Source organism: Flavobacterium sp. Leaf359 (assembly GCF_001423985.1).
GTDB classification, from domain to species: Bacteria; Bacteroidota; Bacteroidia; order Flavobacteriales; family Flavobacteriaceae; genus Flavobacterium; species Flavobacterium lindanitolerans.
The window spans coordinates 345,140-371,002 of sequence record NZ_LMPW01000013.1; the positions used below are offsets into that span (position 1 = coordinate 345,140).

The following is a 25,863-nucleotide window of genomic DNA, read 5'->3' on the forward strand; positions in this document are numbered from 1 at the left end:
TGTAAAGAACCCCTGATTAAGATTCTCTTTTACTAATTTCATCCCGAATTTTGGCGGCCTTCTCATAATCTTCATTCTGAACAGCTGTTTCCAGTTGTTCGTGAAGTTCAGACAGGCTGAGTTTGTTATAGGTCTCGCCAGCTTCGTTAGATTCTTCCATGCCAAATGTTTCCGGATTGGAAAGAACATCTTCTACCTGTTCCTGGTTGTCGCTTTCCTGCGGATTTGTTTTTAAGAAAATCCCGGCTTTGTCTAAAATGTTTTTATACGTAAAAATAGGAGCGTTAAAACGTAGAGCCAAAGCAATGGCATCTGATGTTCTGGCATCTATGATTTCTTCTATTTTATCTCTTTCACAGATGATACTGGAATAAAAAACACCGTCGACAAGCTTATGGATAATGACCTGCTTTACTATAATATCGAACCTTTCGGCGAAATTTTTAAACAAGTCATGAGTTAACGGCCTGGGCGGCTTTATCTCTTTTTCTAAAGCAATAGCAATTGATTGAGCCTCAAAAGCGCCAATTACGATTGGCAGTTTTCGCTCTCCGTCCACTTCATTTAAAATCAGCGCATAAGCGCCATTTTGTGTTTGGCTGTATGAAATTCCTTTTATGGTTAGTTTTACTAAACTCATTAGTAAGGTCTATGTTTGTTTGTTGTTTTTTAAAAAGGCTTGAACTGAATTTTTCGATATTCAATGGGCAAAAATAATGAAAAAAAAGGGCTATCTAAATTTTGATATTCCTATCTAAATTTAGATAGCCCTAATATGGGCACAATTTAAAAAATTATTTACGAATTATTTGCCTTGAATTCTTTTAATTTTTCCGTGAGTTTCGGAACGATTTCAAAAGCATCTCCAACAACACCGTAATCGGCTACTTTGAAGAAAGGTGCATCCGGGTCCTGATTGATAACAACTTTTACTTTAGAAGAGTTGATTCCGGCAATATGCTGGATTGCTCCGGAGATACCAATTGCAATATACAGATTGGTTGCTACAGGTTTTCCTGTCTGCCCAACGTGCTCGCTGTGAGGCCTCCATCCTAAATCTGAAACCGGTTTAGAGCAAGCAGTAGCAGCGCCTAAAACGGCAGCCAGGTCTTCAAGCATGCCCCAGTTTTCAGGTCCTTTTAATCCTCTTCCTCCGGAAACTACAACTTCAGCATCAGCAATAGTCACTTTTCCGGTTACTTTTTCTACGTTTTCTACTTTTACTCCAAAATCAGCATCGCTAATGGATGGAGCGAAATCTTCCTGAGTCAGGGAAACAGCATTTTCAAAAACTCCGTATGAGTTTTTAGCCAATCCTAAAACTTTTACTTCGGTGTTGATTTCTGTAATGTTGAAAGCCTTGTTTGAGAAAGCATTTCTTTTTACCTGAAAAGGAGATGTGCTAACTGGCAATCCTACTACGTTTGAAGCATATCCTGCGTTTAGGGAAACAGCAACAAGAGGAGCCAGATAAAGGCTGTCTGTTGTAGAAGAAAGCAAAATTACTTTTGTGTTTTCTTTCTGGGCAGCCTGTTTGATAGCGTCAGCATAGGCCTTAGCTGTGAATTTTGATAATTTATCGTCGTTTACTTTCAGTACCTTATCGACTCCGTATTTCGACAATTCGGAAACGTCACCGGCGTTAATGGTTACGGCTGTAACGGTAGTGCCTAAAGATTCTGCAACTTTTTTACCATAAGAAGCTAATTCGAAAGCTACTTTCTTGAATTTTCCTTCTGCAGATTCTGCGTATATTAATATTGACATGATAATTTATGATTTGTGATTTATGATTTGTGAAATGCAAATCCTAAAACGTTATTTTTAATTTTACTAAAATCTGAAATCTAAAATCTCAAATTATATAACTTTTGCTTCGTTGTGTAAAAGGTTGATAAGTTCATCCAGGTTATCAGGGCTGATTAATTTTACCGCTGATTTTGGAGCTGGCTTTTCAAACTTTACCGCTTTTGTATTTGAATCTGCCGTAACAGGCTCAAGAATTGTCAAAGCTTTTGTTCTGGCTGTCATAATGCCTCTCATGTTAGGAATACGAAGGTCTTTTTCTTCAACAAGTCCTTTTTGACCGCCGATAATCAATGGCAATGTAGTCGCTACAGTTTCTTTACCGCCATCAATTTCACGCACTGCTTTTACATTGTTTCCTTCAACTGTTAAGCCAATACAAGAGTTTACGAAATTGGAGTTTGTCAATCCGGCAATCATTCCCGGAACCATTCCGCCATTGTAATCCAAAGATTCTTTTCCGGCAATCACCAGGTCATAACCTCCGTTTTTAATTACTTCTGCCAATTGTTTTGCTACGAAGAAACCGTCAGTAGGATTCGCGTTGACACGGATAGCTTCGTTAGCCCCAATTGCCAATGCTTTTCTAAGTGTTGCTTCGGTTTCTGGTCCGCCAACGTTCACTACGGTAACATTAGCACCTTGTTGTTCCAGGAACCATATCGCTCTTGTCAAACCAAATTCATCATTTGGGTTGATTACAAATTGTACTCCGTTTGTGTCAAATTCTGAATCGCCATTCGTAAAGTTGATTTTTGAAGTAGTATCAGGAACGTGACTGATGCAAACTAATATTTTCATTTTATGTAAAATTATAGTGTTGATATTTAAGGCTCCGAAATTAAGGATTATAATTTAAATAAAAAACTATGCATGCATAATATTTTAATAATTTTTCCCGAACTATTTCGTTTTCGTAGCGGTTTAGGGGATTTTAATAAAAATTTGAGAAAATCTTTAACAGATAGCTCCCGTTATGTTTGGTATCTTTGCAGCCTTAAAAATGCCTGATGGATACTTCTGTAAATAAGCCCAGTTCTATATATAATGTTCATTTTGGATTAGTCTGCCTGAGTTCTCTGCTGTTTTCGGCAAGTTTTAATATGCTGATTCCGGAATTGCCGGACTATCTGAGTAGTATGGGTGGTGCGGAATACAAAGGACTTATTGTGGCACTTTTTACATTGACAGCAGGTATTTCGCGTCCGTTTAGCGGTAGACTAACGGATACTTTGGGAAGAGTTCCTGTAATGGCGGTAGGCTCCATAGTCTGTTTTGTTTGCGGTATTTTATATCCGGTTTTAACAACAGTTTCCGGCTTTCTTTTCCTGCGTCTGATTCATGGTTTTTCTACAGGATTTAAACCAACAGCAACGGCTGCTTATGTGGCGGATATTATTCCGAGGGAACGTTGGGGAGAAGCACTTGGAATTCACGGGTTGTGTTTCAGTACCGGAATGGCTATTGGACCGGCTATAGGAAGTACAATCAAGCTGCATTTTTCAATGAATATGCTGTTTTATGCCTCTTCGGTATTTGCGCTGTTATCTATCGTTATCCTGATGAACATGAAAGAAACATTGAAACACAAGCACCGTTTTAGCCTGCATGTTTTGAAAATTTCAAGAAAAGATATCATAGCAAAAGAAGTGCTCCCGGCAGCGATAGTAACTTTCCTTTCCTATATGGCGTATGGTGTGATTCTAACACTGATTCCGGATTGGAGCCATCATTTGGGAATTGCCAATAAAGGTCTGTTTTTTATGGTATTTACGGTTACTTCATTACTGATTCGTTTTGGAGCTGGAAAAGCTTCGGATAAATACGGACGTTTAAAGCCAATGGGAATTGGCCTGGCCATTCTGATTGTTTCATTAGGAGTTATCGCCTTTTCACAGTCCGTAACAGGATTGCTTGTTGGTGCCGCATTATACGGAATCGCAACAGGCATCGTTTCTCCGGCCCTGAATGCCTGGACAGTCGATATGAGCTACCCCGAACATCGAGGCAAAGCCATGGCTACGATGTATATTGCCCTTGAAGCCGGTATTGGCTTGGGAGCTTTGTTTGCAGGATGGATTTATCAGGATGTTATAGGTAAAATTCCGCTTATTATGTATTTGAGTGGTGGAATGACGTTTTTGGCTTTGGTTTATGTTTGGTTTTACATCAAAAAAGCTAAAACAATTGCTTAAGTTGTAATTGAAAAAGACTTGCTATTCGTAAGTTTTTTTAATTAACTGTTATCTTCAACGATCTTTTTGAAAAGCTCCAGAAGAAAATGGAGCTTTGTTGGGTCTCCTGCTGCCTTGAATTGTTCATTTTTTATAGAGTATCCATACCATTCTGTTTCTGAAGTCTCTATTAAAAAGTATTCAATATTTAAATCCTGTAAATACGTCTCGCTTAAGTTGATTATTATACTCCATCCAGGATTTGACGTAGATTGAATTATTAGAGGATTTTCATGTTCCCAATCACCATTACAATGTGAAGAAAACCAATTTTCTAACCATTTTATAATTTCCATATTATTATGTTTAACTTCTAGGTTTTTTCCATTTTTTTGCCCTTCTCACCCTCCTGCTGATTCGTTTGACCATTATCATATCATTAGATTAGATGCCCTGTCTTTGATTTATATTTTCATAAATCTTTCCATTTGTTGCGCGTTGGAATGTAGAATGATGACCGCCAGCTGTATATTCTAATTAATTAGCAATTGAATTGAATATTATTCGATTTCATCCAGCCTGAAAATTTTTCCATTTTTTATTTCATAAGACATTTGATAAGGAAGGTCTATCTCTCTTTTGTCAACAATATCTTCACAATTGATTTTTGATGTTCCATGAATTTTATAGACAGTGTTTGTTTTTTCACTACTAAGATTGGAATAGAATAAAACGGTTTTTCCGTTATAGTCTATACTATTTTGAAAAAAGGCACACTCAAATGGTGGCGTACTATAAAATTTTAGAGATGTTTTGTTGTTCTTCTCAATGATGTAAACTAAAACATAATTTTCTGAACTGTAGTTTACATTTGATTTGTCTATAAAGTTTGTGAGTTTATCTTCAAAGTCTTTATTTGTAAATTCAATCGTTTTTTTCTCACTACAGCTTAGTAGTAGAATTAATAATAAAAGTGTTATTGTTTTTGTTTTACAAGCCATTTTGGATTTTTTGTCATTAGACTTTACATTGGTTATTAAAGGGAACACAAATTTCAATATTTAGCTTTAATTTATAAAATTCTCCATGTCATTCGTCATGTAGGTGTCAAGGTTTTTTTTACTTGACACATAGAATTCTTGGAATTTTAACGGGTTCTTAGCATCAGAATTACCATAAACACCATTGGTCGCATTATAAATACCGACTTCTGAATTGTTTGAATTTCTGTTGTCTAATACTTTTATAGGTGATCTATTTCCTTTCGAATCTACAAAGTAATACTTTCTCTGTGCATAGCCATAAACATCTTCAAATTGCGTTAAAAGTATTCCGTTTGATGGAATTTTATAAACCCTTGTGTTGTTTTCAAATTGGGGTGGACTACCTTTTTCTTGATTAAATAGTATACTCACTTTTCCATGATAGTCTTTTGGGATTAAATAAATTTCAGACACATCATTGCAACTGATAAAGAGAAATATAATTCCAATAAGCTTAATATATTTAAAGGACATAATTTTAAAGGTTTGATTAAGAGACAGTGTTGTTTGAATTGATATTTTAATCTATCTGAAAATTCTCTAAAAAAGCAATATTTTCCTTTAATTCTGGATATACAGTAACCAGTTCATATATTGTCTTTTTTCTAAATTCTTCGTAGTTGCTTTTAAACTTTTTATACTTGCATGTTATAGTAAAAATACCATCATTCCCTTCGTAAATCTCTAAATTGTCATTTTCCTTAAAATAATGATAGCTTAAACTGTTGCTGTAATAGTCACAAGAAACTGAAAAAGGAGTGTAATTGCCCATTTCAATTTCTTTTATGACAATGTTAAACTGTAGTAAGTAATCAATTATTCCAGTTTCGAGTACTATGAAGTTTCTCTTTTTGGGTTTGTCATATTTAAAGATTATATAAATTCGTCCTTTGAATTCACTTTTCAATTCATCTATATCCAGTGTTTTAAGACTGTGCTGAGTGTTGTTTATCAAGTCTACTTTATAATCAAAAAAAACAGAATCAATCATATTGTTGTTCGGTTTTAGGAAAGGATAGGCTATGGTTTTTTTGTTTCTTCCGAATCGTAAATTTAGGAAAAATTGATAGCCCCAAAGAAAGTATAAAGAAAAAGTCCTGAAAGCATGAGTTTTAAAATTCTGGACGTAATTTCTTTGTTTTTACGAATATAGTCTCCTCGCTGTTTTTTAAAAATAATGCTAAATTCAAAATTTTACTTTTATCTCAACTATTCAACTAAAACGTTTTCGCAAAACCCACAATTCTCAAAACTTATGATTGAGGGTCTATAATTCTTAACTAATAGATAATTTATTCTATTTAGTAGTTTAAAATAATTATTTTTGCCTTTCAATTTTAAGAAGATAATATAACATAATATGAGAACAATCCAGTTTAGAGAAGCAATCTGCGAGGCGATGAGTGAAGAAATGCGTCGTGATGAATCTATATATTTAATGGGTGAAGAAGTTGCCGAATACAACGGTGCTTACAAGGCCTCAAAAGGAATGTTGGACGAGTTTGGACCAAAAAGAGTAATCGACACTCCGATTGCCGAGCTTGGTTTTGCGGGTATTGCAGTAGGTTCTGCAATGAACGGGAACCGTCCGATTGTAGAATTCATGACATTTAACTTTTCGTTGGTAGGGATTGACCAGATTATCAACAATGCCGCTAAAATGCGTCAGATGTCGGCTGGACAATTTCCAATGCCGATGGTTTTCAGAGGACCTACAGCTTCTGCCGGACAGTTGGCTGCAACACACTCACAGGCTTTTGAAAACTGGTTTGCCAATACTCCGGGATTAAAAGTAGTTGTTCCGTCAAATCCGTATGATGCAAAAGGATTGTTGAAATCGGCAATTCGTGATAATGACCCTGTGATTTTCATGGAATCAGAGCAGATGTATGGTGATAAAGGCGAAGTTCCGGAAGGAGAATACACTATTCCATTGGGTGTTGCCGATATCAAAAGAGAAGGAACTGATGTAACAATCGTTTCTTTTGGAAAAATTATCAAAGAAGCATACGCTGCTGCGGAAGAATTACAGAAAGACGGAATTTCTTGTGAAATCATCGACTTAAGAACAGTGCGTCCAATGGACCACGATACGATTTTAAAATCGGTTAAGAAAACAAACAGATTGGTAGTCTTGGAAGAAGCCTGGCCATTTGCAAGTGTGGCTTCTGAAATTACTTATATCGTTCAGGAAAGAGCTTTTGATTACCTCGATGCTCCAATCCAGAGAATTACAACTGCAGATACACCGGCTCCTTATTCTCCAACATTACTTAAAGAATGGTTGCCAAATGCGGAAGATGTTGTTAAAGCAGTAAAAAAAGTAATGTATAGATAGATTTTTGGGTCCTTTTGGATGGCGGATTTTCCGAATAATCAAAAAATCGGAATATCAGAAAATCAAATAACAAATTGATTATATTTGGAACTTCATCAGACTGATTCTGATGAAGTTTTTTTTTGCAGCACAATATGACTAAGAAAATATTTGTAAGCCTAAGCTTTTTCTTTCTTTGTATAAACTTTCTGACCGCCCAAACCAAAGTAAGCGGTATTGTTTATGATGAGTTCAAGCAGCCGCTTCCTTATGCAAACGTAGTTTTCAAAGGAACCACAGAAGGAATTATTACCAACGAGGAAGGAAAATTCTATTTGGAATCCAAATCAACCCAAAGTGCCATAGTGGTAACTTTTGTTGGAATGGAACCGAAAGAAGTTCCAATCGAAAAAGCGGTTACCTACAATATGGAAATCAATTTAGGAGCCGGAAAAATGCTGAATGAGGTGGTTATTTATACCGGAAAGACTTCAAAAAAGAATAACCCGGCCATAGACATTTTAAGGAAAATATGGGCCCGCAAGAAAAAAAACGGACTGCGCCAATTCAAACAATACCAGTATGACAAATACGAAAAGGTTGAATTTGACCTGAATACTATTGACAGTGCCCTGATGAAAAGCAAGCTGTTCAAAGGGATGGAATTTGTTTTTGAACAGGTCGATACTTCAGATGTAACAGGAAAATCATATCTCCCTATTTTCATTAATGAAGCACTGAGTCAGGTTTATGGCGACAATACCAACGGAAAGCTAAAAGAAGTCACCAAAGCCAATAAAAACTCCGGATTTAGTAACAACCAGCAGTTAATCGCTTTCATAAAAGATTTGTATGCAGAATACGATATCTATGACAATTACCTGAAGTTTTTTGATAAGGATTTCGTGAGCCCGCTGTCAAGAACCGGAATCAATGTCTATAATTATGTGCTGCATGACAGTACTTATATCGATAACAAATGGTGCTACAACATTGTGTTTTATCCCAGACGAAAAAACGAACTTACGTTTAAAGGAGATTTCTGGGTAAACGATACGACATTTGCCATTAAGAAAATCAACCTTACGGCAAGCCGTGGTGCCAATATCAACTGGGTTAAGGAAATCTATATCGAACAGGAATTTGAAGTGCTGAACGACTCGGTTTTTTTGCTGACAAGAGACCATATGATGTCTGATTTTGCCTTCTCTAAAAAAGATAAATCCAGGGGGGTATATGGAAAACGAACAACACTTTTCCGAAACCATAAATTTGATATCAAAAAAGAAGACAAATTCTATAAAGAAGATGTCAATTTCTATGACCCGGAAATCTATACCAAATCGGATGATTTTTGGAACGAAAACCGCTTCGAAAGTCTGAACAAGGATGAAAAAGGGGTTTATAAGATGTTGGATACGCTCAAGACCGTCAAGAAATTCAAGCGGCTTTACAATCTCGTCTCCATATTGGGAAGTGGCTATATCGAAATGGATAATTTTGATTACGGACCTATATTCTCCACATTCGGATATAATGATGTAGAAGGAATTCGTGTCCGTACAGGAGGAAGGACCTATTTCGGGCCAAATGACCCGTGGCGTATTCAGGCCTATACAGCTTATGGATTTAAAGACAACCAGTTTAAATATGGTATTTCCGGAAAGGTTTTGCTGGATAAGAAAAACCGATTTATAATTTCGGGAGGAAACAGACGTGACATTGAACAGATAGGTGTTAGTCTTACGACCTCTAATGACCTTTTGGGAAGAAGTTTCGCTTCGTCTTCTTTATTTGCCAGTGGTGATAACAGCAAGCTGACTTCGGTGAATCTGACCAACTTTTCTGCCGAAGTAGAACCTTTAAAGAACCTCGTTTTTCAGGCAGGAATGTCATACAGAACTTTAAAATCGGCTTCGCCAAGTACATTCAGCCTGGATTATTATAAGGTTATGCCCGATTTGCAAAATCCGCAGGGTGTAATAGAAAACGAAGTCAACCAATACGAATTCAATGCTTCGATTGATTATATGCCGGGCAGAAGACCAATTGGATATGGTGTGGAACGCACCAACGTAGACTCGAATTTTGCCCGACTGTACCTGAGTTTCAGTCAGGGAGTAAAAGGGGTTTTCGGAAGTGATTTCGATTATGAAAAATTACAATTTTATTACAGACAGCCGTTATTGGTAGGAGGATTTGGAAGACTTTTCACCACTTTAGAGGCAGGTAAGATTTTTGGAACTGTTCCGCTTGGATTAATGGGAGTTGTGCCTGGAAACCAGTCGTTCTTTATCATTGACAATACCTATAACCTCATGAACTATTATGAGTTTATGGCCGATGAATATGTTTCGCTCCATTTTGAGCATAATTTCAATGGAAGATTATTTGCAAGGGTTCCTTTCCTTCGCAAACTGAATTGGAGGGAAATTATTGGAATCAAAGGGGTGTATGGAACCATTTCTGACGAGAATAGGGCTATAAATGCTCAAACAGCAATACCTTACAGAGCACCGGAAGATGTGTATTGGGAATACCATGCAGGAATCGGGAACATTTTCAAGGTTTTGCGTATTGATTTTGCCTGGAGAGGAAACTATCTTGACCTTCCTGATGCCAATAAATTTACCGTAAAGGCGTCTTTTGGTTTCTATTTTTAAGAAATCCTTATTTTTAAATTGTTTGTGTGCGTTTTTATTGTTTCAATGTATCTTAATGCTTATTTTTGCACCCGCTAAAATAGTATTGAAAACAAATTTAGAATATGAGTGCAGCAAAGCAAAAATCTTTTGATGTATTGATCGAAATACCAAAAGGAAGCAGAAATAAATACGAATACGATTTCAACCTGAAAAAAATACGTTACGACAGAATGTTGTTTTCTTCGATGATGTATCCTGCAGATTACGGATTCATTCCGGAAACTTTGGCATTAGACGGTGATCCGCTTGACGTATTAGTGTTGGTAACAGAGCCTACTTTCCCGGGTTGTGTAATGGAAGTAAAGCCAATCGGTGTTTTCCACATGGCAGATGAAAAAGGACCAGACGAGAAAATTATCTGTGTTCCGGTATCTGATCCAATCTGGAATAAATTGAATGACTTGAGCGATATGAACCCGCACATGTTGAAAGAAATCGAGCATTTCTTCCAGGTATATAAAGATTTGGAGCAGAAAAAAGTTGATGTAGAAGGATGGGGTGATGTAAATGAGGCCAAAGAAATCATCGAAAAATGTGTTGATCGTTTTGAATCTTTAGAAAACAGACCGGAAGAATTATTTAGCATTAGATAATCGAATTCCTAAAAAATTATTAAAAAAGCAATATTCAATCAAGAATATTGCTTTTTTATTTATGTTGGTTTCGTTACATTTACACTTATTAACCAAAACCAACAAACTTTATATGGAGTCAATAATGATTTATGTGCCGGCGATACTTGCTGTAGTCGGACTTCTTTTTATGGCGATTAAAAGATCTTGGGTTTTAAAACAAGATCCTGGAGATGGAAAGATGAAAGAAATTTCAGAATACATCTACGAGGGAGCTTTAGCCTTTCTTAAAGCAGAATACAAATTATTAACTTTTTTCGTTATTGGCGCTAGTATCGCATTAGCAGCAATCACATTTTTACCGGGAGCTACCACGCACTTATCCATAGTGATAGCTTTTATCTTCGGAGCAGTGTTTTCTGCTTTGGCAGGTAATATGGGAATGAAGATTGCTACCAAAACAAATGTCAGGACGACTCAGGCAGCCCGTACAAGCCTGCCGCAAGCATTAAAAATATCTTTTGGCGGTGGAACAGTTATGGGACTTGGGGTTGCAGGTCTGGCCGTTTTAGGACTTACCGCCTTTTTCATTTTCTTTTTCCATTTCTTTATGAACGGACAATGGGTTGAGGGAATTTATGAAGGAGAAACAAGGACCGCAAATGAATTAATGACCATCTTGCTCGAAACATTGGCAGGATTCTCTCTGGGAGCAGAATCAATTGCCCTGTTTGCTCGTGTAGGCGGTGGAATCTACACAAAAGCGGCCGACGTTGGAGCGGATTTGGTAGGGAAGGTAGAAGCCGGAATTCCGGAAGATGACCCAAGAAACCCGGCCACAATTGCCGATAACGTTGGGGATAACGTGGGTGACGTTGCAGGTATGGGAGCCGACTTGTTCGGTTCATATGTAGCAACCGTTTTGGCGGCAATGGTTTTAGGAAACTATGTAATCAAAGATATGGGCGGAAGCATTTCAGATGCATTCGGAGGAATAGGACCTATCCTTTTGCCAATGGCTATAGCCGGTGTGGGAATCATTATCTCAATCATCGGGACAATGCTGGTTAAGATTAAAAATAATGACGCTAAAGAAGCTCAGGTTCAAGGCGCGTTAAACGTTGGGAACTGGGTTTCTATCGGATTGATAGCGGTTGCCTGCTACTTTTTAGTGACATGGATGCTTCCGGAAACAATGAAAATGAAATTTTATGGTGAAGGTTATCATGAAATTTCTTCAATGAGGGTGTTTTATGCGACTTTGGTAGGATTGTTTGTAGGAGCCGTAATTTCTTCGGTTACGGAATATTACACAGGATTAGGTAAGAAGCCGATTTTGGCTATCGTACAAAAATCAAGTACAGGAGCAGGAACCAATATTATTGCCGGTTTGGCAACAGGAATGGTTTCGACTTTCCCGACCGTATTGCTATTTGCTTCTGCAATTTGGGCTTCCTATGCATTTGCAGGATTCTACGGAGTTGCTTTGGCGGCTTCTGCTATGATGGCAACAACAGCAATGCAGTTGGCGATTGACGCTTTCGGTCCTATTTCGGATAATGCCGGAGGAATTGCAGAAATGAGCGAATTGCCAAAAGAAGTGCGCCAGCGTACCGATATTCTGGATTCAGTAGGAAACACGACTGCAGCAACAGGAAAAGGTTTTGCCATTGCCTCTGCGGCTTTGACATCATTGGCCTTGTTTGCGGCTTATGTAACCTTTACAGGAATTGACGGAATCAACATTTTTAAGGCTCCGGTTCTGGCAATGCTTTTTGTTGGAGGTATGATTCCGGTGGTATTCTCTGCCTTGGCGATGAATTCTGTGGGAAAAGCAGCTATGGATATGGTATATGAAGTAAGAAGACAGTTCCGTGAGATTCCGGGAATTATGGAAGGAACAGGAAAGCCAGAATATGCAAAATGTGTGGACATTTCGACAAAGGCTGCTCTAAGAGAAATGATGCTTCCGGGAATATTGACTATTGGATTTCCAATTGCGATTGTTCTTTTAGGAAAATTGGTTTATCCGGAAAACAACCAACTGATTGCAGAAATGCTCGGTGGATATATGGCGGGAGTTACTGTTTCCGGTGTGCTATGGGCAGTTTTCCAGAATAATGCAGGAGGTGCCTGGGATAATGCTAAAAAATCATTTGAAGCAGGCGTAATGATTAACGGAGAAATGACCTATAAAGGCTCTGATGCCCACAAAGCGGCAGTAACAGGTGATACGGTTGGAGACCCTTTTAAAGATACGTCCGGACCTTCTATGAACATTTTGATTAAACTTACCTGTCTGATTGGTTTGGTAATTGCTCCTATTTTGGGCGGCCATGAAGCAAAACCGGTAATTGACCAATTGGAAGGAGTTGAAATCGTTCTTGATGAAACAACACCTGCTCCTGAAGTAAAACAATCAACAAAAGAAATCAGGATTGAATCTGTAAAAGATGCCGACGGAAAAGTAAAAGCTACCGTTACTACTGTAACAGATTCTGCTGAAGCTGTTGAGGTCTTTGAAGGAACTGAAGCAGAAGTTGCTGCAAAACTCGAAGCCTATAAAAAGAAATAAGCTTTATAAAAGAAAAAGCCTTCCAATTGGAAGGCTTTTTTTATGTTTTAAGATTAAAATAATCCGTTGATTTCTGCATTGATTCGGTTAATGATACCTCCCAGATCTTCCGGATTGTCTACAAAATTGATATTATCAACATCAATAATCAGTAGTTTTCCGTTGGTATAGCTTTGAATCCAGGCTTCATACCTTTCATTTAACCGGCTAAGGTAATCAATAGAAATAGAGTTTTCATATTCTCTTCCCCGCTTATGGATTTGGTTCACCAGATTCGGGATAGAGCTTCTCAGATAGATTAGCAAATCCGGACCTTCTACCAGCGATTCCATCAATTCGAAAAGCGATTTGTAGTTGTTGAAATCACGATTGGTCATTAATCCCATTGCATGTAGGTTGGGAGCGAAAATATGGGCGTCTTCATAAATCGTTCTGTCCTGAATAATGTTTTTTCCGCTTTCACGTATCTGAAGTACCTGTCTGAAACGGCTGTTCAGGAAATAAATCTGAAGGTTGAACGACCAACGTTCCATCTGGTGGTAAAAATCATCAAGATAAGGATTGTCTACTACGTCTTCAAAGTGCGGTTCCCATTTAAAATGTTTTGCTAACAATTTTGTCAGTGTTGTTTTTCCGGCTCCAATATTTCCTGCTACTGCTATGTGCATTACGGTAATGTGATTTTATATTGACTGATTTCGTTTTCGGTAAAAATAGATAAAATTTGGTCTTTAAAAGAAAAATGGCTGAAGCTTTTTTCATTTAATTGAATAGGTGATAACGACTCGTCTTCTAAATTGTAGAGAAACAAACCATTATCAATTTTCATCAAAATTTGTTTCGGAGAAACAACCTGCAACTGACTGTAATCAGGAACACGACCAAGAAAATTTACTTTTCCAAACAGGTTGGAAACATATAAGTTTTGTTTGGTGTCTATCCAATAAAAATAGTTGTAATCTGATTGGTAGAATTTTACGTTTTCTTTAAAAGAAGGCGTTATCGACTGAAAAGTACTTTTCTGAATATCAAACAGTCCCAGTTTTTGGGTCAGCATGTCATAAACCCATAATCTGTTTTGCGAAGCCAGACTCACAGCTTCCGGATTTAAGGGTGTTTGCAGTTCGGAAAAATTAATTCTTGCGGTTTCATTCAACTGGTTGTCAAGAAGGACGGCTGTTGTAAACTGTTTGTAAAACAAAACCAACTGCAAAGGGTTTTGCAAATCGACCTGATGGATTTTACCTAAGGAAACATTTTTATAGAAATACACCTGATTTGGACTGGTCTTTTTAAATTCATTTTGGTTGATTGAATAAAAATTACCAAAATTATCTTTCCCTATATATTGCCCCGTTTCCCATTTTTCTGAGTTGGAAAAAAAAGGAATGATGCTTTGTTGTTGTGAGAATGTCAACAAGGGAATCAGGGTCAGGGCTATAAAAATAATTTTTCTCATAGTAGGTGCCAATTTACGAATATCCTTTCAGATGCATACGATGTAACAAAATATTTAATAGTGGTGGGTTGTGACTTTTAATAGCTTAAAATTATTTAACAAAAGCTTTGTAACAAATATTATTCAAATCCGTCATATTTGTATATTAAATTTTGTTTTATGAAAAAACACCTGTTTTTTTTAATGATGTTGGTTTCAATTACCAACTCCTATGCCCAAAAGCAAGGAACTTCTGCAATGGGTTCTCAGGAATTTCAAGGAATGGCAGTCTATGAGTCCAAAACAAGTGCTCCGGATATGAAGTCAAGATTTTCGGCAAATAGAGAAATAACTCCTGAAATGCAGAAAACTATTGAAGAGCGAATGAAAAAAATGCTGGAGAAAACTTTTATTCTCAATTTCGATAAGGCAGCATCCATCTACAAGGAAGATGAAAGGCTGGATGCTCCGGGTCAGAATAACGGAGGATTCAGAATGATGTCTTCTATGATGGGAGGCGGTGGCACCTATTATAAAAATGTAAAGGAAAAGACATTTGCCGTTGATAAGGAATTTATGGGCAAGGAATTTTTAATAAAAGACACATTGCCAAAATTACAATGGAAATTAGAAGGTGAAACTAAAAAGATAGGAGATTATACCTGCTATAAAGCTACAGCTGTAAAAAAAGTAGTCCAGTCCGATTTCAGAAACTTCAGACAGAAAAAGCAGGAGGAAACAAAAGACAAGAAAGAGGAAAAAACAGAGGAAAAGAAAACCAATTTCATGGATGATTTCGAAATGCCGAAAGAAGTAAACGTTATAGCCTGGTATACTCCGGAAATACCTGTCAATCAAGGTCCGGAAGGCTATTGGGGACTGCCGGGGCTAATCCTTGAAGTCAGCGATGATAAAACAGTTATTCTATGTTCGAAAATTGTCCTCAATTCAAAAGAAAAAGCAGCAATCAAAGCACCAACCAAAGGCAAGGTCGTTACCCAAAAGGAATACGATGAAATTGTGACGACAAAAATGGAGGAAATGAAAGAGCAATTCAGGAGAGGTGGCGGTAGGCCGGGAATCAGAATCGGGAATTAATTCTGTAAAATAATTTCAAAAGGGAGACGGATAAAATCTCCTTTTTTAGCTCCTGCTTATGCAATCAATTTATAGCCTTGACTTCGAACATTTATAATCTGAATGTTGGGGTCAAGGCTAAGTTTTTTTCGCAGTTTTGTGATGAAAACGTCCATGCTCCTGCCGTTAAAAAAATCATCATCACCCCATATTTTTTTTAATACCAGTGAACGGTCCAATATATCGTTCTTGTTTTCGATTAAAAGGTGAAGCAGTGATGCCTCACGATGTGTGAGAAACTGTATGTTTCCGGAATAATCCAGGGTTTGTTTGGTCAGGTTGAAGATATAATTGCCAATAGCAATGCTGTCATCATTTTTTTCCAATTGTATCCTGCCTAAAAGAGAATGCACCCGTACAATCAATTCCTCCATACTAAACGGTTTTTTCAGATAGTCATTCCCGCCTAGCTGAAAACCTTCTACAACATCCTGGGTTTGTGATTTCGCGGTAAGGAAAATAATAGGTATTTTTTTGTCCAGCTTACGGATTTCCTTTGCCAATGTAAACCCATCCTTTTTGGGCATCATCACATCGAGTACCAAAAGTTCCGGTTTTTCTTTTGAGAAAACTTCAAAAGCCTCTTCGCCATTTTTGCATAACAAGACCTCAAAGTTTCGCGTTTCCAAACTTTCTTTTATAATCTGGGCCAGGGCAGGCTCGTCTTCTGCCAATATGATTTTTATTTTGCTAGACATCAGTTAATCTTATTTTAAAAACAGTCCATTCAGGATTAGGAAGCAATTCCAGTGTTCCGCCGTGTTTTTCTATAATTTTTTTAGAATAATAAAGACCAATACCAAATCCTTTTACATCATGTCTGTTGCCTTTAGGAATTCTGTAAAACTTTTCAAAAACTTTTTCTCTTTGGCTTTTTTCGATTCCTGACCCGTTGTCCTGTACAATGATTTCAAGATTTGGAGACAGGTATTTTAAATGAATGTCAATGCTGTCACCTCCATATTTGATGGCATTGTCAATCAGGTTGGAAAGTGTATTTTCGAAATGAAAAGGGTCAATCCCGGCAATAAGCTGTTCCATATTGGAATGGAAGGAGATATTTTTTTCGGGATGAATCACCTTGTACTTTTCGACAAGATTCCGTATTGTCGAAACTATATTGGTAGGCTCTTTATGAAGCAAAAGTTTATCAGTGTCTAAAGTGGCTGTTTCTAAAAGCTTTTCGACCATAATTTCGAGCTTTTTTAGTTGCTGGTTGGAAATGTCGAGATAACGGTTGGTCTTTTCAGTATCGTTTACAGCGTTGAAATTCCGGATACCCTCAATAGCTGTAGCAACCGTTGTAATTGGTGTCTTGAATTCGTGGGTGATATTGCTGATAAGGTCATTTTTGATTTCATCTACCTTTTTCTGTTTATTAATTGTTTTTAATAAATAAAACAGGCAGCCAATTATTGACAAGGAAAGAAGAAATGAAAGAATGATTTCAACCATACTCCGTTTTAAAATCACAATTACCGGATTTGAAAATAACAGTTTCATCTTTTGGTTTGGAGGAAGAAACGTAGAATTAGAAGTTGTACTCAAAGGCAAATGGCTGTTCTTATTCACGTGATAATTTTGAAACACCGTATCCATTTTTAAAAGCTGCATTCCGTATTGGATGCTAATATCCTTTCGAGCTAATTCTTTATCCAGAGTTTTGCTTATTTTTTCGAATTCGATAGAATCGCGGGTCAGCGAAATAAGGATTTTATTGGTGAAGTTCTGTATTTTTGAGATGCTGTCCATGGCCCGCTTTCCGGTAATAACTTTTACTTCAGAAAGTTTTCCGGGACCTAATCCAAACGGCTTCCCGTGCATTTCGGTGGTTTTGCCTTTTGTCGCTTTAGAACTTTGAGATTTTGGAGAATCTATAAAGTTGATTTCTTGTTTGGAAGTTTCTCCGGTATTGTTGATTTTTATGACAGTAGTTGTCTTTGGCGAATTATCCTCAGTGAAAGTGCTTGTTGCTACTAATTTTTTCGATGCCTTTACTTTCCCTTTTGTAATAGCATTGATAAAAATGGAGTCTGAAACAATATTCTGCACAAAATTAGAATCCTTGATAGTGTCATTGCCGATAAAGGTCATAAAATCGGTTTTTACATCTTCTGCATAATAATGCTCTATGCTGTTGTCAAACGCAATCTGTACATCGTTGATAAGGCGTTGCTTGTTTTCTGCATAGTTTTTTATATTCCAGTAAATCTGCAAACTGATTGTAGCAATGATAGTTACGGATATAAAAAATAAAATGTATTTATAATTCTTTGATTTCATTTTTCAAAAGTATAAACAAAAAGCATTGAAAAAATGCCGTTAACAATCGTTAACGTTGGTTAACCGAAAATAAGATTTCATGTCGTTTACTTTGTGTCATTAATTTTTAAAAAACCGAAAAACATGATAAAATCAGCAATTACAGCGGCAATAGCAGTAGCCCTTTTTTCTTTTCAGCAAATGAAAGCTCAGGAATTTACAGGACGGGCAACCTATGAGTCAAAAACAATAATGAATGATATCCAGATAAGCGGGTCTAACATGACTCCTGATATGAAGGCTTCACTTGAAGAAAAAATGAAAAAAGGTCTTGAAAAAACCTATGAATTGAGTTTCAATAAAACGGAATCGGTTTATGAAGAACCTCAAAAACTGGAAGCTCCAAGTGGTTCGGGAGCAAGGGTGGTGATGGTCAATACCAGCTCATCTGCAGATGGCAAATCCTATAAAAATATAAAAGACAAGACTGTGATGTCTGAAGAAGACTTTTTTGGTAAAGAATTTCTCGTGTCTGATTCCTTGCGAAAATGGGATTGGCAACTCATTAATGAAACTAAAAAAATAGGGAACTACACCTGTTACAAGGCCATTGCTGTAATTCCTGTCACTAAAGAAGAAATGGAGAACTATGAAAAAATGAAGAATAAAAAAAGTGAGGGCAAGACACAATTATTTACTCCAAGCGAACCTAAAGACAGGACCATAACCGTTTGGTATACGCCGGAAATTCCGGTAAGCCATGGGCCGGCAGAATATTGGGGATTGCCAGGCCTGATTATGGAAGTAAATGATGCAAAAACCGTAATACTTTGCTCGAAAATTGTTTTGAATCCTAAAGATAAGGTAGTCATTAAAATACCCAAAAAAGGAAAAAAAGTAACAAAAAAAGAATATGAGGCACTAATTGAAAAGCATTTAGAAAGCATGAAAGATTCGAAAGGCAACATCCATATCAATTTAGGTAATTAATCATTAGTTTTACATTTCCAATTTCTCTTACAAAATGAAAAAAATACTTTTCCTTACATTCCTATTCCTTTCCATTTCAGGATATTCCCAGAACATCCGTTTTTCGGGTATTGTAGCTGATGCGAATGCCGTTGGTTTGGAAATGGCCAACGTCATGGCGGTAAACCAGTCTACAAAAGCAATGGATGCTTATGCGATTACAGATGATAAAGGTAGATTTCAATTATCGCTTAAGACAAATACCTCTTATAAAATAAAGATTAGTTATATCGGTTATCAGGCAAAAGAAGTCGATATCCAGACAGAAGCAACAAATATGGTTCAGACGTTGGTACTTGAGCAGGGAGTTGATTTGGATGCGGTAGAAATTGTACAGGAAATGCCGGTTTCCATACAGGGAGATACGATTGTGTATAATGCAGATTCTTTTAAAACAGGAACAGAAAGAAAATTGGAAGACGTTTTGAAAAAACTTCCTGGAGTTGAGGTAAATGCCGATGGCCAGATTGAAGTGGAAGGGAAAAAAGTTCAGAAACTAATGGTAGAAGGCAAAGACTTTTTTGATGGCGATACAAAGTTGGGTGTGAAAAATATTCCGGCAGATGCTATAGATAAGGTTCAGGTATTGCGAAATTATAATGAAATCGGGGCATTGAAAGGCCTTGAAAATAATGAGGAAAATGTAGCAATGAACATCAAGCTGAAAGAAGGCAAAAAGAATTTTTGGTTTGGTGACATGAGTGCAGGGATAGGAGTCGGGCATGAAGACAGCCGCTACATAGTAAACCCTAAGCTGTTTTATTACAATCCGAAATACAGTATCAATCTCATCTCAAACTTCAATAACATTGGAGAGTTACCGTTAACAATACAGGATTATTTTAAATTCACAGGAGGGTTTAGGGGCATGATGCAAAAAGGAGGAAGTTCTTTTAATGTTTCTTCAAATGATTTAGGAATTGCTATGCTTAGAAATAACAGGGCAAAAGAAATTGAAACCAAATTCGGAGCAACCAACTTTTCGTATAATGTCACTAAACAATGGAGCTTAAGCGGTTTTGCCATTCTTTCTTCTTCCGAAACGGACTTGGAGACCCGCTCAAGAAGCACTATTCTTGAAACAGGTGTTAGACAGAAAAACGAAGAAATGGCACACCAGAAAAGCAATCTGGGACTGTTCAAGTTTAGTTCCAGTTATAAACCAAACACAAAGTTGCAGTTTGATTATGATGTACTGATGAAACAATCAAAACAGGACGAAAATAATAATTTGCTCAGGGAATTTATCGTAAATGATGTTACTTCTGCAGAAGATATCTATACAAAGAAAAAACAGAATCCGACTTCAATAAATCAAAATGCAAGCTTGTATTACACGGCTAATGATAAAAATGTTTTTGCTTTTGAAATGCAGCATCTTTATCAGGATGAGGATCCTTTTTATAATGCCAATTTAATGACTCAGCCTTTTGCCTTGTCTGGTTATGTAGAAAATCAGAACAGAAATAATTTGAACCAAAGCCGTTTTGTGAAAACCAATAAACTGGATGCCAAATTGGATTATTACTATATGCTTACGCCAAAAAGCAATATTAATGTGACATTAGGAAATACCAACTCGTATCAGAATTTTAACTCAAGTATTTTCCAGATTTTAGACAATGGTGACAGGAATAATCTTGTAGCGCCGGAGAATAACAATAAGGTGACTTATGATTTTAATGACGTTTTTGTTGGGCTGCACTATAAATTTTTATCAGGGAAATTTACTTTCACTCCAGGATTCAGTGCACACTATTACAATATGGATAATGCACAGTTGGGAACAAATTATAAACAAAACTTTTCTAAGATACTGCCGGATTTCTATGCTTTGTATCAAATAAAGAAATCAGAGACATTAACATATACTTTTGCTCTGAATAATAATTTTACAGATATCAACAATCTGGTAATGGGAAATGTGCTTTCCGGATATAGCAGTCTCTACAATGGAAACAGATTTCTTGAGAATTCAACAACACAATTGCATTCTTTGAGATATTTCAAATACAGCATGTATAATCTGGAGAATATTTTTGCCAATATTTCATACAGCAAAGTGACAGATGCTGTGAAAAGCAGAATTGTTTTCGATAATGTAAACCAAACCTTGACTCCTTACAATTCCAATCTGGCTGACGAAACGATTAGTGCTAATGGTGCCTATGGACGTTCTTTTCTAAGATTTTATAAAGTATCGGCAGGTATTGGATTAAACTGGTCAAAATTCAATAACATCCAGAACGGGAATGTAACTACACAGGAAAGTTTTATGCAGAATTATACCCTGAGAGCTTCCACTAATTATAGAGCTTTGCCTAACCTTGAGGTTGGATATAATTTTGTGGTTAACGATTATGCGGGTTCAAAGTTTTATACTGACAAGCCATTTGCCAAATTGGATTATTATTTCCTGGATAGTTTTTCTTTTGTGGCAGAATATGAATTCTATCACTACTATAACAGCAGTAAGACGGTAGAAAACGAATATGATTTTTTAAATGCCAGTCTGATTTACCAAAAGAAAAACAGCAAGTTTGAATATAAAATCGGAGCCACAAACATATTAAACACAAAGACACTAAATGATGACAGTTTTAATCAATACCGTACGACTACATCACAATACAGAGTACAGCCAAGGTATGTAATACTGACTTTAAAATATAACCTATAATAAATAATAAATTTCGGTCGGGCTGTAGGCCAGGATGATAAGAGATTTTGGGTTAGTTACTCTCTTATCAGGAATATAGCCCGAATGGAATATAATTTTCTATTTTTGGATAAGAGGTAGATTTGCTGAAAAAATCGATTAAATTTGTAAGACAAATCATTTAAAAAGCCAAAATATGAAGAATTATTCTCTGGGATTTTTACTGTTCCTTTCTGTGGTTTCTTATGCACAGAATAAAACCGAAAAAACGGTCTATGTTTCCAATTCACTGGGTCAGGACATCAAATTGAATCTTTACGATAATAAAAAATACGAACTCGTAGTATTTTATGGAGATTATGAAGTAAAGAATGACACATTGTTTTTCAATAACAATTATTCCGCAGAGTCTGATTTTACAGTTGTTTTTTCTCCGGATGCCAACCCAGCAATGGGAAAAATCAAGGTGATTCTAAAAGGTGTTTCAGGTTATTATTCAGGAATATACATAGGAACGCAATCCGGTAAATCAGAACCGGATTATAAATATCTAAATGACCTGGTAGGCGAACTGAATTATGACGATACAGAAGTTAATTTTGAAATCAATAAAGCAGAATATATTTATCTGGCAAGGGAAGATTACAATGGAGAAACGTCTTTATATAAATATGCTATACCGAGAAATGCCAACGAAATCCAAATCGAATATATTCCTAATTATTTAGGAAAAGTAAATCTTCAGGGCTATTACAATGAAAAGAACGAATTGGTAATTTCTGAGAATAAAAAAAATCCACTGACTTTCATAAAAGAAAATGAAAAACCAAAAGTGGTTGAAATCAGGGAAAAGCCAATAGAAATAATAAAGAAAAAAGACTGGACCTTTCCTGGAAAAACAGATCTGTATGGTTATGGTGCTGTAGATAGTGCAGCAGTTGCCACAGTATCGAACTTTAAATTAATAGTGCAGGATAACCTGCAGAAAGCAATAGAAGCAACCAAAAAAACACCGCAGAAATTTTTGGTTGTCTCTTATGACCCGGACAATAAAAATGCAAAAACTGCCTTTGATGAATTTGTCCAAAGCCAGCAATACACTATAGGAAATTATAGTTCTTATGGGTCAGATACAGATTATGACAGGTATAATTATTATTTAGCAACGGCAAAAGACGAGTCTTGGGCGAAGAAGAATGTAATGTTTAAATCTGCAACCATAGTCATGGATGCGGAAGGGAATATCTTGAGTCAGACTGAAAAGAATTTACCGGAAAATGCCAGCCTGTTTGATGTTTATTATAGTTCAATAGGGGAAAAGCTAAAGTATGTAAAAGCGACAGTAGATTTGAACAACGTTTTGAATTCCAAAAAAGCGAAAGATTCTGAAATCGTAAAGAAACTGTTGCCGCTTTCAGATGAGAATCTATATAGCTGGTCTATTGAGCCGCCAGTGAAAGTAGCTGTTGCGGAGCTATCTGCTGTTGAGTCGGATACAATACAGGAATACCCGAATTATGAAAATCAGACAGCCTATACGAAAGTAAATTTTGATAAAAAGAAGCTGCTTTCTGCCTGGGACAGGATTGTCAATAGCCATACAAAAGACAAAACACCAGATATGGATTTTGTAAAAATTGCATTAGCCGAAGTGCAAAACAGAGGGTTTTATTATAAAATTTTTAATGAAGAAAGACCATTAGATGAAACTAACTTTAAAGCTGTTGACTATTTGCTGAAGCATTATGATGCGATTCTCGAAGAGCAGAAAAAGACATCCGGACAGGGAGATACAATAGATTATTATGGTGATTATACCCCAACCATAGAAAGCCAATTACCATTGGCCATTTCCAGTGGCATTTCTCAAATTGGCGAAAATACCGATGAGAAATATAGAAACAGGATAATGGATGTTTATAAGAAAGTAATCGCAAAAAAACCTCAGGATTATACTACAAACATCGAATACTTAAGAATTTTACATGGTATTGCAGAAGCCCAGAATAAAGAAAATCCGTTTATAGCAGAATATGATGCTTTCTTTAAGGGAGTTTTTAAAGGAGGCAAAAATGAAATAGAAATTTTAGACGATTTATATACCTCCCAGAATAAAATTGATTATTCTTATAATGATTGGGCGTCTTTTAAAAATTCTTTTTCTAATATCTCTAACGATGCAGCGTGGTTTGTGGTTCAAAAAAGCAAGGATTCGGAATCAATTAAAAAAGCAATCCAATGGTCGGAATCCAGCTTAAGAATAGAAAAAAACAATCCATATTATTTAGATACTCTGGCACAGCTTTATTACAAAAATGGCGAAAAGCAGAAAGCAATAGCCACACAGGAACAGGCGCTGAAATTTTCAGATATAATGGAAGAGGAAAGCAAAGCTGATTTGGAAGTTGTTCTTGAAAAAATGAAAAACGGAACGTACTAAAAATAAAAAAAACCATCCTGAAAAGGATGGTTTTTTTTATTATCTGAATGAATTATTATAATCCAAAGGCTGCTTTTACTTTGTCAACAAAGTCAAGCTTCTCCCAAGTGAATAACTCCACTGTAACCGTTTTCTCTTCTCCGTTTGGAGTTTTGAACGTTTTGGTTACGGTTTCCGGTTTTCTTCCCATGTGCCCGTAGGCGGCAGTTTCGCTATAAATAGGATTTCTCAATTTCAACCTTTGCTCAATGAAATAAGGTCTCATATCGAATAATTCTTCTACTTTTTTAGCAATCTCACCATCAGTAAGATTTACTTTTGAAGTACCATAAGTATTAATGTAAATACCCATTGGTTTGGCTACACCAATAGCATAAGAAACCTGAACTAAAATTTCTTCAGCTACTCCGGCCGCTACTAAGTTTTTAGCAATGTGGCGTGTTGCATAAGCTGCACTTCGGTCAACCTTACTCGGATCTTTTCCTGAAAAAGCACCACCACCGTGAGCGCCTTTTCCACCATAGGTGTCAACAATAATTTTTCTTCCTGTTAATCCTGTATCGCCGTGTGGGCCTCCAATCACAAACTTTCCTGTAGGATTAATGTGGTATTGGATTTTATCGTTGAACAGGTGTGCATATTGCGGATTATTTTTGATGATTCTTGGAATCAGGATTTCAATCAGGTCCTTTTTGATTTTAGCAAGCATGTTCGCTTCATTGTCAAAATCATCATGCTGTGTAGAGATTACAATAGCATCAATACGTACCGGTTTGTTGTTGTCATCATATTCAAGAGTAACCTGTGACTTGGCATCCGGACGAAGGTATTTGATTTCGTTATTCTCGCGACGCAAAACAGCCAATTCCTGTAATAGTTTATGAGATAGATTCAGTGCCAGGGGCATGAAATCTTCCGTTTCATTTGTAGCATAACCAAACATCATTCCTTGGTCACCGGCACCCTGGTCTTCTTTACTCGCACGGTCCACACCTTGGTTAATGTCTTGAGATTGTTCGTGAATAGCAGATAATACACCGCAAGAATTTGCTTCAAACATATACTCGCTTTTTGTATATCCTATTTTTTTGATGACATCACGGGCAATTTGCTGTACATCTAAGTATGTTTTTGATTTAACTTCTCCCGCCAGAATAACCTGTCCAGTAGTAACCAAAGTCTCGCATGCCACTTTTGAATCGGCATCAAAAGCCAAAAAGTTATCGATTAGTGCATCTGAAATTTGGTCAGCAATTTTATCCGGATGTCCCTCACTCACAGATTCTGACGTAAATAAATAAGCCATATTTTTTTATGTTTTTAGGAATCGGAAAAATTGCAGGGAAAGGCTAAAGAAGGGTTTCTGCTTTAGCATTTTTATGATGTCTGTTTTGACAGCATCAGAGGTTGCAATCAGTACAAATTTTTCCTCTTCTCGATTTTGAATGCAAAGGTATAAAAGCATATTTAATTGACAAAATAGTTCTCGAGGAAACAAGAGCGGTTTCATGTATTTTAAATCTTGTAAATAATTCTTATATTTGGTTTGTTTTTTAAAACATGTCTAACTTTTTAATTAAAAAATTATGAAAAAAACTTTACCCTTTCTTTTTTTCGTTTTGGCTTCAGGATTTGCTAATGCCCAAAATGTTTACAATTTTGGTTTTAGCGGTACAACAACAGAAATGGAGACGGCCGGTTGGGTA

At 36.5% G+C, this 25,863-nt stretch carries 21 protein-coding genes; 9 read left to right on the top strand and 12 right to left on the bottom strand.

From position 1 onward, the window contains the following. Positions 1 to 16: 16 nt before the first annotated feature. The 3 genes from ASG38_RS14015 to ASG38_RS14025 all read right to left on the bottom strand — a co-directional run bounded on the left by ASG38_RS14015 (position 17) and on the right by ASG38_RS14025 (position 2,607). The gene (locus tag ASG38_RS14015) at positions 17 to 640 is read right to left on the bottom strand and encodes a bifunctional nuclease family protein (RefSeq protein ID WP_056072274.1); all 624 of its coding nucleotides are present in this window, start codon (positions 638 to 640) and stop codon (positions 17 to 19) included. Positions 641 to 798: 158 nt separating this feature from the next. Further along, a complete protein-coding gene (locus ASG38_RS14020) occupies positions 799 to 1,767 on the bottom strand; it encodes an electron transfer flavoprotein subunit alpha/FixB family protein (protein WP_056072276.1) in 969 nt (322 codons plus the stop codon). Positions 1,768 to 1,860: 93 nt separating this feature from the next. Next, positions 1,861 to 2,607, bottom strand: a complete 747-nt coding sequence (locus tag ASG38_RS14025) for an electron transfer flavoprotein subunit beta/FixA family protein (protein ID WP_056072279.1) — start codon at positions 2,605 to 2,607, stop codon at positions 1,861 to 1,863. Between the two features lie 209 nt (positions 2,608 to 2,816). Between ASG38_RS14025 and ASG38_RS14030 the strand changes: the two genes are divergently transcribed. Further along, positions 2,817 to 4,001 (top strand): MFS transporter, encoded by a 1,185-nt coding sequence (locus ASG38_RS14030; RefSeq protein WP_056072282.1) that lies wholly within the window; start codon positions 2,817 to 2,819, stop codon positions 3,999 to 4,001. Positions 4,002 to 4,042: 41 nt separating this feature from the next. On the opposite strand, the gene ASG38_RS14035 is transcribed toward ASG38_RS14030, so the two are convergent. From ASG38_RS14035 to ASG38_RS14050, 4 genes are all read right to left on the bottom strand, one after another. Continuing rightward, a complete protein-coding gene (locus ASG38_RS14035; RefSeq protein WP_056072286.1) occupies positions 4,043 to 4,336 on the bottom strand; it encodes an immunity 53 family protein in 294 nt (97 codons plus the stop codon). 204 nt (positions 4,337 to 4,540) lie between these two features. Next, entirely contained in the window at positions 4,541 to 4,981 is a 441-nt protein-coding gene (locus tag ASG38_RS14040; protein ID WP_157486181.1) for a hypothetical protein, read from the bottom strand. Positions 4,982 to 5,047: 66 nt separating this feature from the next. Beyond that, positions 5,048 to 5,497 carry a hypothetical protein gene (locus tag ASG38_RS14045; protein WP_056072293.1) on the bottom strand — a complete coding sequence of 150 codons (450 nt, stop codon included), beginning with the start codon at positions 5,495 to 5,497 and terminating at the stop codon, positions 5,048 to 5,050. Between the two features lie 46 nt (positions 5,498 to 5,543). Further along, complete coding sequence (locus ASG38_RS14050; protein WP_056072296.1) at positions 5,544 to 6,014, bottom strand: hypothetical protein; 471 nt, start codon at positions 6,012 to 6,014, stop codon at positions 5,544 to 5,546. 369 nt (positions 6,015 to 6,383) lie between these two features. On the opposite strand from ASG38_RS14050, the gene ASG38_RS14055 reads away from it, so the two are divergent. The 4 genes from ASG38_RS14055 (at position 6,384) to ASG38_RS14070 (ending at position 13,192) form a co-directional block, all read left to right on the top strand. Then, positions 6,384 to 7,361 (top strand): pyruvate dehydrogenase complex E1 component subunit beta, encoded by a 978-nt coding sequence (locus ASG38_RS14055; RefSeq protein ID WP_056072298.1) that lies wholly within the window; start codon positions 6,384 to 6,386, stop codon positions 7,359 to 7,361. Between the two features lie 134 nt (positions 7,362 to 7,495). Then, positions 7,496 to 10,003 carry a DUF5686 and carboxypeptidase-like regulatory domain-containing protein gene (locus ASG38_RS14060; RefSeq protein ID WP_056072301.1) on the top strand — a complete coding sequence of 836 codons (2,508 nt, stop codon included), beginning with the start codon at positions 7,496 to 7,498 and terminating at the stop codon, positions 10,001 to 10,003. Positions 10,004 to 10,107: 104 nt separating this feature from the next. After that, positions 10,108 to 10,638: an inorganic diphosphatase gene (locus tag ASG38_RS14065; protein WP_056072304.1), complete on the top strand. Its 531-nt coding sequence runs from the start codon at positions 10,108 to 10,110 to the stop codon at positions 10,636 to 10,638. 112 nt (positions 10,639 to 10,750) lie between these two features. Then, complete coding sequence (locus ASG38_RS14070) at positions 10,751 to 13,192, top strand: sodium-translocating pyrophosphatase (protein ID WP_056072555.1); 2,442 nt, start codon at positions 10,751 to 10,753, stop codon at positions 13,190 to 13,192. A gap of 53 nt (positions 13,193 to 13,245) precedes the next feature. Here the strand turns inward: ASG38_RS14070 and ASG38_RS14075 are convergent, their stop codons facing one another. Both ASG38_RS14075 and ASG38_RS14080 read right to left on the bottom strand, forming a co-directional pair. Continuing rightward, positions 13,246 to 13,860: a deoxynucleoside kinase gene (locus ASG38_RS14075; protein WP_056072306.1), complete on the bottom strand. Its 615-nt coding sequence runs from the start codon at positions 13,858 to 13,860 to the stop codon at positions 13,246 to 13,248. Continuing rightward, positions 13,860 to 14,651 (bottom strand): hypothetical protein, encoded by a 792-nt coding sequence (locus ASG38_RS14080; protein WP_056072308.1) that lies wholly within the window; start codon positions 14,649 to 14,651, stop codon positions 13,860 to 13,862. Before ASG38_RS14080 ends, ASG38_RS14075 begins: the two co-directional genes overlap by 1 nt. 159 nt (positions 14,652 to 14,810) lie before the next feature. Between ASG38_RS14080 and ASG38_RS14085 the strand changes: the two genes are divergently transcribed. Continuing rightward, positions 14,811 to 15,728 (top strand): GLPGLI family protein, encoded by a 918-nt coding sequence (locus ASG38_RS14085; RefSeq protein ID WP_056072311.1) that lies wholly within the window; start codon positions 14,811 to 14,813, stop codon positions 15,726 to 15,728. A 56-nt stretch (positions 15,729 to 15,784) separates the two neighbouring features. Here the strand turns inward: ASG38_RS14085 and ASG38_RS14090 are convergent, their stop codons facing one another. Both ASG38_RS14090 and ASG38_RS14095 read right to left on the bottom strand, forming a co-directional pair. Further along, positions 15,785 to 16,465, bottom strand: coding sequence for a response regulator transcription factor (locus ASG38_RS14090; RefSeq protein ID WP_056072315.1), 681 nt, complete (start codon positions 16,463 to 16,465; stop codon positions 15,785 to 15,787). Next, positions 16,458 to 18,050 carry a sensor histidine kinase KdpD gene (locus ASG38_RS14095; RefSeq protein ID WP_056072317.1) on the bottom strand — a complete coding sequence of 531 codons (1,593 nt, stop codon included), beginning with the start codon at positions 18,048 to 18,050 and terminating at the stop codon, positions 16,458 to 16,460. Before ASG38_RS14095 ends, ASG38_RS14090 begins: the two co-directional genes overlap by 8 nt. A gap of 123 nt (positions 18,051 to 18,173) precedes the next feature. Here ASG38_RS14095 and ASG38_RS14100 point away from each other — a divergent pair, with 123 nt between their 5' ends. The 3 genes from ASG38_RS14100 (at position 18,174) to ASG38_RS14110 (ending at position 24,157) form a co-directional block, all read left to right on the top strand. Continuing rightward, complete coding sequence (locus ASG38_RS14100) at positions 18,174 to 19,019, top strand: GLPGLI family protein (RefSeq protein ID WP_056072320.1); 846 nt, start codon at positions 18,174 to 18,176, stop codon at positions 19,017 to 19,019. Positions 19,020 to 19,053: 34 nt separating this feature from the next. Continuing rightward, positions 19,054 to 21,738, top strand: a complete 2,685-nt coding sequence (locus tag ASG38_RS14105; RefSeq protein WP_056072324.1) for a TonB-dependent receptor — start codon at positions 19,054 to 19,056, stop codon at positions 21,736 to 21,738. 175 nt (positions 21,739 to 21,913) lie between these two features. Further along, entirely contained in the window at positions 21,914 to 24,157 is a 2,244-nt protein-coding gene (locus ASG38_RS14110; protein WP_056072326.1) for a hypothetical protein, read from the top strand. A gap of 55 nt (positions 24,158 to 24,212) precedes the next feature. Here the strand turns inward: ASG38_RS14110 and metK are convergent, their stop codons facing one another. Continuing rightward, entirely contained in the window at positions 24,213 to 25,463 is a 1,251-nt protein-coding gene (gene metK, locus ASG38_RS14115) for a methionine adenosyltransferase (RefSeq protein WP_056072329.1), read from the bottom strand. Positions 25,464 to 25,863 lie beyond the last annotated feature (400 nt).

Coding starts and splice junctions, on each gene's coding strand:
- ASG38_RS14030 (WP_056072282.1), top strand. CDS start 2,817: ATGGATACTTCTGTAAATAAGCCCAGTTCTATATATAATGTTCATTTT.
- ASG38_RS14020 (WP_056072276.1), bottom strand. CDS start 1,767: ATGTCAATATTAATATACGCAGAATCTGCAGAAGGAAAATTCAAGAAA.
- ASG38_RS14100 (WP_056072320.1), top strand. CDS start 18,174: ATGATAAAATCAGCAATTACAGCGGCAATAGCAGTAGCCCTTTTTTCT.
- ASG38_RS14110 (WP_056072326.1), top strand. CDS start 21,914: ATGAAGAATTATTCTCTGGGATTTTTACTGTTCCTTTCTGTGGTTTCT.
- ASG38_RS14080 (WP_056072308.1), bottom strand. CDS start 14,651: ATGAGAAAAATTATTTTTATAGCCCTGACCCTGATTCCCTTGTTGACA.
- ASG38_RS14095 (WP_056072317.1), bottom strand. CDS start 18,050: ATGAAATCAAAGAATTATAAATACATTTTATTTTTTATATCCGTAACT.
- ASG38_RS14060 (WP_056072301.1), top strand. CDS start 7,496: ATGACTAAGAAAATATTTGTAAGCCTAAGCTTTTTCTTTCTTTGTATA.
- ASG38_RS14040 (WP_157486181.1), bottom strand. CDS start 4,981: ATGGCTTGTAAAACAAAAACAATAACACTTTTATTATTAATTCTACTA.
- ASG38_RS14035 (WP_056072286.1), bottom strand. CDS start 4,336: ATGGAAATTATAAAATGGTTAGAAAATTGGTTTTCTTCACATTGTAAT.
- ASG38_RS14105 (WP_056072324.1), top strand. CDS start 19,054: ATGAAAAAAATACTTTTCCTTACATTCCTATTCCTTTCCATTTCAGGA.
- ASG38_RS14045 (WP_056072293.1), bottom strand. CDS start 5,497: ATGTCCTTTAAATATATTAAGCTTATTGGAATTATATTTCTCTTTATC.
- ASG38_RS14075 (WP_056072306.1), bottom strand. CDS start 13,860: ATGCACATAGCAGTAGCAGGAAATATTGGAGCCGGAAAAACAACACTG.
- ASG38_RS14015 (WP_056072274.1), bottom strand. CDS start 640: ATGAGTTTAGTAAAACTAACCATAAAAGGAATTTCATACAGCCAAACA.
- metK (WP_056072329.1), bottom strand. CDS start 25,463: ATGGCTTATTTATTTACGTCAGAATCTGTGAGTGAGGGACATCCGGAT.
- ASG38_RS14065 (WP_056072304.1), top strand. CDS start 10,108: ATGAGTGCAGCAAAGCAAAAATCTTTTGATGTATTGATCGAAATACCA.
- ASG38_RS14070 (WP_056072555.1), top strand. CDS start 10,751: ATGGAGTCAATAATGATTTATGTGCCGGCGATACTTGCTGTAGTCGGA.
- ASG38_RS14055 (WP_056072298.1), top strand. CDS start 6,384: ATGAGAACAATCCAGTTTAGAGAAGCAATCTGCGAGGCGATGAGTGAA.
- ASG38_RS14085 (WP_056072311.1), top strand. CDS start 14,811: ATGAAAAAACACCTGTTTTTTTTAATGATGTTGGTTTCAATTACCAAC.
- ASG38_RS14025 (WP_056072279.1), bottom strand. CDS start 2,607: ATGAAAATATTAGTTTGCATCAGTCACGTTCCTGATACTACTTCAAAA.
- ASG38_RS14050 (WP_056072296.1), bottom strand. CDS start 6,014: ATGATTGATTCTGTTTTTTTTGATTATAAAGTAGACTTGATAAACAAC.
- ASG38_RS14090 (WP_056072315.1), bottom strand. CDS start 16,465: ATGTCTAGCAAAATAAAAATCATATTGGCAGAAGACGAGCCTGCCCTG.